This is a genomic window from Neisseria sp. P0022.S010 (assembly GCF_051956635.1).
Window position 1 is genome coordinate 1 of sequence record NZ_JBQCXF010000138.1, and the last position, 7,229, is coordinate 7,229.

Genomic DNA, 7,229 nt, shown 5'->3' on the forward strand with positions numbered 1-7,229 from the left:
TGTTGCCTGCCGGGCAGTTTGCGCAATGGATTGCGCCTTTGACCGTGGGCGAAGAAAACGGCGTATGGGTGGTGTATGGTAAAAACCAATTTGCCTGCAATATGCTCAAAAGCCAGTTTGCCGCCAAGATTGACGCCGTGCGTGCTGAATTGGTGCCTCATCAGATGGCTTTCGCGTTTAAGCCGGGCGTAGGTACGCATTATGAAATGGCGGCTCAGGCTGTTGCGCCGGTGCAAGTGCAAGAAGTTGTTGAAGTCGAAGAATGTGTAGAGCTTGTCCAAATGCCTTTGCAAACCGTTGCGGCAGTAGAAGAAGACAGGCCGTCTGAAACGGTGTCCAAGCCTGCCGCAGCCAAGACGGCTGCCGAGATTTTGGCGCAACGCATGAAAAACCTGCCGCATGAGCCTCAAGTGCAAACTGCCGCTCCGGCTGAGTCTAAAGCGGTTGCCAAAGCCAAAACCGACGCGCAACACGATGCGGAAGAAGCACGCTACGAGCAAACCAATCTGTCGCGCGACTATACATTTGAAACCTTGGTGGAAGGTAAGGGCAACCGCCTTGCCGCAGCCGCCGCCCAAGCGATTGCGGAGAATCCGGGGCAGGGCTACAACCCGTTTTTTCTGTACGGCAGCACAGGTTTGGGTAAAACCCACTTGGTGCAAGCCATCGGCAACGAATTGCTGAAAAACCGTCCTGATGCCAAAGTGCGCTATATGCACTCGGACGACTATATCCGCAGTTTTATGAAGGCTGTGCGCAACAACACTTATGATGTGTTTAAGCAACAATACAAACAATATGACCTGCTGATTATCGATGATATTCAGTTCATCAAAGGTAAAGACCGTACGATGGAAGAGTTCTTCTATCTGTACAATCATTTCCACAACGAGAAAAAACAGCTCATCCTGACGTGCGACGTATTGCCTGCCAAAATCGAAGGCATGGACGACCGTCTCAAATCGCGTTTCTCATGGGGTTTGACTTTGGAACTCGAGCCGCCCGAATTGGAAATGCGCGTGGCGATTTTGCAGAAAAAGGCAGAAGCCGCCGGTATCAGTATCGAAGACGAAGCCGCTTTGTTTATCGCCAACCTAATCCGTTCCAATGTGCGCGAGCTGGAAGGTGCATTCAACCGAGTCAGCGCCAGCAGCCGTTTTATGAACCGCCCCGTTATCGACATGGATTTGGCGCGTACGGCTTTACAGGATATTATTGCAGAGAAACACAAAGTCATTACCGCCGACACCATTATCGATGCGACGGCCAAATATTATCGGATTAAAATCAGCGATATATTGGGCAAAAAACGTACGCGCAACATCGCCCGACCGCGCCAAGTCGCCATGAGCCTGACCAAAGAGCTGACCACGCTCAGTCTGCCTTCTATCGGTGATGCCTTTGGCGGCCGCGACCATACGACTGTGATGCACGGCGTGAAAGCAGTGGCGAAACTGCGCGAAGAAGACCCTGAATTGGCGCAAGACTACGAAAAACTGCTGATTTTGATTCAGAACTAACTCAATGCAACATTCAGACGGCCTGATATCAATATGAGGCCGTCTGAATACAAAAAATATTTTAAAATACCCAAATCAACCGATTTCAAATTCAAAGGAATGGAACATGCTGATTTTACAAGCCGACCGCGACAGTCTGCTCAAGCCGTTGCAAGCCGTTACCGGTATCGTTGAGCGTCGCCATACTCTGCCGATTCTGTCCAATGTGTTGCTGGAAAGCAAAGACGGACAAACCAAACTTTTGGCAACCGACTTGGAAATCCAAATCAATACCGCCGGCCCTGAAAGTCAGGCAGGCGATTTCCGCATTACGACCAATGCTAAAAAATTCCAAGACATCCTGCGCGCCCTGCCCGACAGTGCGCTGGTGTCTTTAGATTGGGCGGACAACCGTTTGACTCTGCGCGCGGGCAAATCCCGTTTTGCCCTGCAAACCCTGCCTGCTGAAGACTTTCCTTTGATGAGTGTAGGCAACGATGTCAGCGCGACTTTCTCGCTGACTCAAGAAACCTTCAAAACCATGCTTTCGCAAGTGCAATACAGCATGGCGGTTCAAGACATCCGCTATTATCTCAACGGCTTGCTGATGCAGGTCGAAGGCAATCAACTGCGCCTTGTGGCAACCGACGGCCACCGCCTTGCTTATGCGGCCAGCCAAATTGAAGCGGAACTGCCGAAAACAGAAGTCATCCTGCCGCGCAAAACGGTATTGGAACTCTTCAAACTGCTGAATAATCCGTCCGAATCCATCACCGTTGAGCTTTTGGACAATCAAGTACGCTTCCAATGCAACGGCACGACCATTGTCAGCAAAGTCATCGACGGCAAGTTCCCTGACTTTAACCGCGTGATTCCTTTGGATAATGACAAGATTTTCCTCGTATCCCGTACTCAGCTTTTGGGTGCGCTCGAACGTGCCGCCATTCTTGCCAATGAAAAATTCCGCGGTGCGCGACTGTTCTTACAGCCAGGTTTGCTGAGTGTCGTATGTAGCAACAACGAGCAGGAAGAAGCGCGCGAAGAGTTGGAAATCGCTTATCAAGGCGGAGAACTCGAAGTCGGTTTCAATATTGGCTACCTGATGGACGTGTTGCGTAATATCCACTCCGACGATATGCAGCTTGCCTTCGGCGATGCCAACCGCTCAACGCTGTTTACTATGCCGAACAATCCGAACTTCAAATACATCGTAATGCCGATGCGTATTTAATTTGGAAAACAAACAAAAAGAGCGTGTACGGTACACGCTCTTTTTTATAGGCTCGAATCAAAAGGCCGTCTGAAAATTGTTTTTCAGACGGCCTTTTGATTAAACCGGGATGATTCGGTTAAATAGGAAAACTGGGATTAACGTGGACGTGGTTCGCAGTTTTTCACCAGGAATGAGCCGTTAGGGGCGTTCACGCCAACCACTTCAGAAGTAGTATGGGTGTTTTTGTCGATGAAACCGGCAGACATTGCATAGCCTTTACGGTTGGTGAAAGTAGTGCCAGTGCTGTCAGAACGTTTTTTGTCGACAACCAAAGAGGCTTTTTTGCCACCGGCGTTTACGTCGGCAGTAACTGCGCGGCCGCTGCGGTCGAAACCGTACATCACGTTCAGTGATTTGCCGCCGTCACAACGGTAAGAAACGAAGCCGGCAGGCGCAGCGGCAGCAGAGAAGGAAACAGTAGCCAATGCGGCTGCAGTGATAACAGAAAGTAATTTCATGATCTAAGCTCCATATGAGGGTTGTGTGTTATCTTGCAAAGTGAGAAAGGGTTTCCGTTTGCAGATGAAGCGTATTTTAGGCGTTTTGTCGGTAGTGGCAATTGGGTAAATTGCAAAACAGTGTTTACTTATGATTACCCGATTGTTTATTAATAGAAAGTTGTTTGTAATTTGGTGTTGCAAAGTGGCTATGCGGATTGTTGCGGAATATATACATTAATGATTCTTTAAGAAATATAGCGAAAGAATACAAAAAAGGCCGTCTGAATATTCAGACGGCCTTTGATATGAAGCGGTTTACAAGAAGAAAATTGAAGCGATAGTCACGGCGATGACGCCATAGATGCTCATCGGGATGACAGTTTTCTTGATGATCGCGCCTTCGGCGTTGTTCACGTTCAACACGCTGCACACGGCGATGATGTTGTTGATGCAGACCATGTTGCCCATTGCGCCGCCGACGGATTGCAGGGCGAGGATGAGGGTAACGGACAGGCCGGTATCAAGCGCGATTTGTTGTTGAATCGGGCCGAAGGTCAGGTTGGATACAGTGTTGGAGCCGGAGAAGAATGCACCGATTGCGCCAAGGTAAGGGGAGAAGTAAACCCAGTGTTCGCCTGCCATCGCTGCAAACTCTTTACCGATGATTTTCACCATGGAGTCGTCGCCGCCAACCATCATCAGTTGAACCATAATCAGCGCACCCATCAGGGCAAGCAGAGGTTTTTTGGTTTGGTTGAAGGTTGCAGCGTAGAAAGACCATGCATCTTTGAATTTGGTTTTGTACAGCAGGATGCAAATCCAAACGGTGAAGACAAACGGAATCCAAGCCGGAACGTAGAGGGTTTGATAGGAAGCGTTTACGCCTTGGCCGAAGATGTTGCCGAAGGTGATGGTCAGGGAGTCACTGACGGTGATTTTGGACAAATCAAACGGCAGTTGGAAGCTGAACCATTCTTCTTTGCTGGTCAGCAGACCTTTGATGCCCAGCTGTTTGATACGGGTAACGACCAGCATGCCGATCAGCATACCCAAAGGAGCCAGTGCTTTGGCAACTTGGGCGAAAGGTACTTTTTCTGCATTCGGGTCTTTGGCGTAATCTTTGCTTAAGCCCCAGCCGCGGTTTGCCGCAAATACGGATACCATCAGGCCGATTGCGCCGGCAACCAGAGATGGGAATTCTTCATTGACCATCGCCAACGCGACGTAAGGAAGGGTACAGGAGAATACGGCGATACCGATGAAGCCCAAGTTTTTGCGGATTTCAGCCCAAGGTATGATGAAGCTCAAGCCGATAACAGGGATGATGAAACCTGCGAAGAAGTGCATGACGCCGGTTTGCATACCGATTTCCATAATGCTTTTTTGATCCAGGCCCAAAGGTGCGAAGCCGAACCAAGTCGGTGTGCCTACCGCGCCGAAGGAAACGGGCACGGAGTTCATCACCAAAGTGAAGATGGCTACTTTCAGCGGATTAAAGCCCAAGCTCATCAGAATCGGCGCAGCAATGGCGGCAGGCGTACCGAAACCGGATGCGCCCTCAATCATAAAGGCGAAAGACCAGCCGATGATCATTAATTGAGCAATCGGATTCGGGCTGATGGTAGCCAGCCATTTGCGGATGACGTCGATACAGCCAGTGGTTTCCATCATGCGGTTGAACATAATGGCACCGAAAATCACGGTAATCGGGGTCAGGGTAGAAACAAGGCCTGACGCTGCCGTTGCGTTGAGCAACATGGCGTTATCGCCGAAATAAAACAGTTTGATGACGTAAATCAGCGCGGCGGTAATCGGCAGCGCAATGTAAGACGGCATACTGTTTTTCTTAACCATCAGCCAAATCAGCAGGATGATGGGGAAAATGCTGAGAAAGAGAGCCATAGGAATATCCTCGGGGCAACAAGCACCATAACCGTCAATGCAATGGCGGTTTGATACGATGTGTTGAGTAATAAATGTTTTTCGAATAGATATTTGCATCCTCAGATGCGGTCAGTTATCAGGTAAATTGGTTATACCAATTTATGAAAACTGTTGCACACTTTACGTAATCTTATGTAATCGGTCAAGAGGTTTGTAACAAAAAAAAGGCCGTCTGAAATAGGGTTTCAGACAGCCTGAGCGCTTTGCCAGTAGTGCATTTGGTCAAATATCGAATGGTATTTACATTCAATATTTTGTAAAGGTTTAATTTTTGATTGATTTCAAACGAATTATTCTATTCCTGCCCACTTATGCGTTTGTACGCTCAGTTGCCAATGGACGGGGGCGTCGGCTCGGCTGTTTAACACGCCGATTTGGCGGATGGTGTCGTAGATATTCATCGCGCCGTCTTGTTCGCAAGGCGAGAGGTAGTAATGTCGGGCGCGGATTTTGCGTTCCATTTCCTGACAAAACGCAATGACTTCGCCGTCGGCAACAATGCGCACTTCGTCGGCTTTCTCGATGCAGCCGGATTCATATTTGGCGGCGTAGCAGGCTTTAGGGCTGGTGGCAACGTAGTCGATTTGCGGCGGCGCGGGGTTGAGGCCGTTGGTTTCGATACACAGAAAATAGCCTTCGGCTTTGAGTGCGTTGAGCAGGGCGTCTAAATGCGGTTGGATGGTGGGTTCGCCGCCGGTAATGATGATGTTGCGCGCCGTGTAGGTTTTCAGACGGCCCAAAATATCGGACAGGCTCATCATGCCGAATTTGAGGTAGTCGGTATCGCACCAGCTGCACGCGAGATTGCATTTGCCTAGGCGGATGAAAACGGCGGGCATGCCTGTGTTCCAGCCTTCGCCTTGCAGGCTTTCAAAGATTTCGACAATGCGGTATTGGGGATTGTTCGGCGTGATGTGAATGGTCATGAATATTAGGTGTGTGGGATTGAATTGTTGTCGTGAAGCGTTTTGAGAAATCGGTTGAGGCAGCCATTCTTTCTGTTAGTTCAATGGGAAAGAATGGCTGGTGTGTATTTAAGCGGCAATGACGGCTGCGGCGGCCAAAAATGCCGGCAAGCCTTGTTTGAACAAAATGCCTTTGTTGCCGGATGAAAACGCGCCCCATGCGGCGGCGATGAGGACGAAGCCGAGGAACAGGATGGTTGCGCCGTAAACGGCGTTGTCGGGTGCGGCAAAGCGAGCCCATACCAAGCCGATGGCGAGGAAGCCGTTGTACAGGCCTTGGTTGGAAAACAGGGTTTGCACGCGCTTTTGTTCCATAAATTCGTAAGGCATGTTGAACAGCTCTGCTGCTTTTTCGCTTGGGATTTGCGTCATTTCGAGCCAGGCGATGTAGAAATGTTCGATAGCGACGAAGAGGACGAGGAGGGTGGAGAGGAGTTTCATGAGGATTCCTTTTGATGTTTAGCGGATGGGTGTGTTGGGGGAACAGGCCGTCTGAAAAATACAGGATGGCGGTTTATTCCCCTTCATATTCCGCACACGAAGTCGGCGTTTCCCATAATTTTACGCTGCACACTTTGACACCGGCGTTTTTCAGACGGCCATACATTTCTACGCTCATGTTTTCGGCGGTGGTGCGGCAGGGCAGGCGCAGGGTTTTCATGTTCCAGCCTTCCAAAAGCGCGGCGATTTGGCTTTCGCGTTCGTTGTTGCCGTGATAGATGAAGGCATGGTCGAACGGGTCGGTAATGTGTTGTTTGACGATGGCTTTCAGGTCGGTAAAGTCCATCACCATGCCGTCTTTTGCACCGCCTTGGATAACGGGCGCAGAGACGGTGATTTCGAGTTTGTAGGTGTGGCCATGCAGGTTTTGGCACTTACCGTCATGCCCGTCGAGCATGTGCGAGGAATCGAAGGTAAAGATTTTGGTGATTTTCATGAGATGAAGGAAGCCGATGAGGCCGTCTGAACGGTGTCAAACCGGTTTCAGACGGCCTTGGGATTATTGTTCGGAAGGGAGTTTGAGGAAATGCTCGCGATAATGGCGCATTTCTTCGATGCTTTCGAGGATGTCGTCCAATGCCTTGTGCGAACCGCGTTTGACCACGCT

7 protein-coding genes and 1 pseudogene are annotated in these 7,229 nt (G+C 49.9%); 2 read left to right on the plus strand and 6 right to left on the minus strand.

Going from position 1 to position 7,229, the window contains the following annotated elements; translation table 11 throughout:
• The first annotated feature begins 2 nt into the window (after positions 1 to 2).
• Both dnaA and dnaN read left to right on the plus strand, forming a co-directional pair.
• Positions 3 to 1,520 (plus strand): chromosomal replication initiator protein DnaA, encoded by a 1,518-nt coding sequence (gene dnaA / locus ACTHUT_RS11785; protein ID WP_440418815.1) that lies wholly within the window; start codon positions 3 to 5, stop codon positions 1,518 to 1,520.
• Positions 1,521 to 1,626: 106 nt separating this feature from the next.
• A complete protein-coding gene (dnaN, locus tag ACTHUT_RS11790) occupies positions 1,627 to 2,730 on the plus strand; it encodes a DNA polymerase III subunit beta (protein WP_003748908.1) in 1,104 nt (367 codons plus the stop codon).
• A gap of 137 nt (positions 2,731 to 2,867) precedes the next feature.
• Here the strand turns inward: dnaN and ACTHUT_RS11795 are convergent, their stop codons facing one another.
• The 6 genes and pseudogenes from ACTHUT_RS11795 to ACTHUT_RS11820 form a co-directional block, all read right to left on the minus strand.
• Positions 2,868 to 3,230, minus strand: coding sequence for an ACP-like domain-containing protein (locus ACTHUT_RS11795; RefSeq protein WP_440386511.1), 363 nt, complete (start codon positions 3,228 to 3,230; stop codon positions 2,868 to 2,870).
• A gap of 297 nt (positions 3,231 to 3,527) precedes the next feature.
• Positions 3,528 to 5,114, minus strand: a complete 1,587-nt coding sequence (locus ACTHUT_RS11800; RefSeq protein ID WP_440386512.1) for an L-lactate permease — start codon at positions 5,112 to 5,114, stop codon at positions 3,528 to 3,530.
• 332 nt (positions 5,115 to 5,446) lie between these two features.
• Positions 5,447 to 6,082, minus strand: coding sequence for a 7-carboxy-7-deazaguanine synthase QueE (locus ACTHUT_RS11805; protein ID WP_440386513.1), 636 nt, complete (start codon positions 6,080 to 6,082; stop codon positions 5,447 to 5,449).
• Positions 6,083 to 6,190: 108 nt separating this feature from the next.
• Entirely contained in the window at positions 6,191 to 6,562 is a 372-nt protein-coding gene (locus ACTHUT_RS11810) for a DUF1304 domain-containing protein (protein ID WP_440386514.1), read from the minus strand.
• Between the two features lie 73 nt (positions 6,563 to 6,635).
• The gene (gene queD / locus ACTHUT_RS11815; RefSeq protein WP_003748900.1) at positions 6,636 to 7,058 is read right to left on the minus strand and encodes a 6-carboxytetrahydropterin synthase QueD; all 423 of its coding nucleotides are present in this window, start codon (positions 7,056 to 7,058) and stop codon (positions 6,636 to 6,638) included.
• A gap of 63 nt (positions 7,059 to 7,121) precedes the next feature.
• Positions 7,122 to 7,229: pseudogene (locus tag ACTHUT_RS11820) on the minus strand (oligoribonuclease); the annotation flags it as partial.

Bases quoted from the DNA above. Each gene is read 5' to 3' on its own strand.
- dnaN (WP_003748908.1), top strand. From the start codon at position 1,627: ATGCTGATTTTACAAGCCGACCGCGACAGTCTGCTCAAGCCGTTGCAA.
- ACTHUT_RS11805 (WP_440386513.1), bottom strand. From the start codon at position 6,082: ATGACCATTCACATCACGCCGAACAATCCCCAATACCGCATTGTCGAA.
- ACTHUT_RS11810 (WP_440386514.1), bottom strand. From the start codon at position 6,562: ATGAAACTCCTCTCCACCCTCCTCGTCCTCTTCGTCGCTATCGAACAT.
- queD (WP_003748900.1), bottom strand. From the start codon at position 7,058: ATGAAAATCACCAAAATCTTTACCTTCGATTCCTCGCACATGCTCGAC.
- ACTHUT_RS11795 (WP_440386511.1), bottom strand. From the start codon at position 3,230: ATGAAATTACTTTCTGTTATCACTGCAGCCGCATTGGCTACTGTTTCC.
- ACTHUT_RS11800 (WP_440386512.1), bottom strand. From the start codon at position 5,114: ATGGCTCTCTTTCTCAGCATTTTCCCCATCATCCTGCTGATTTGGCTG.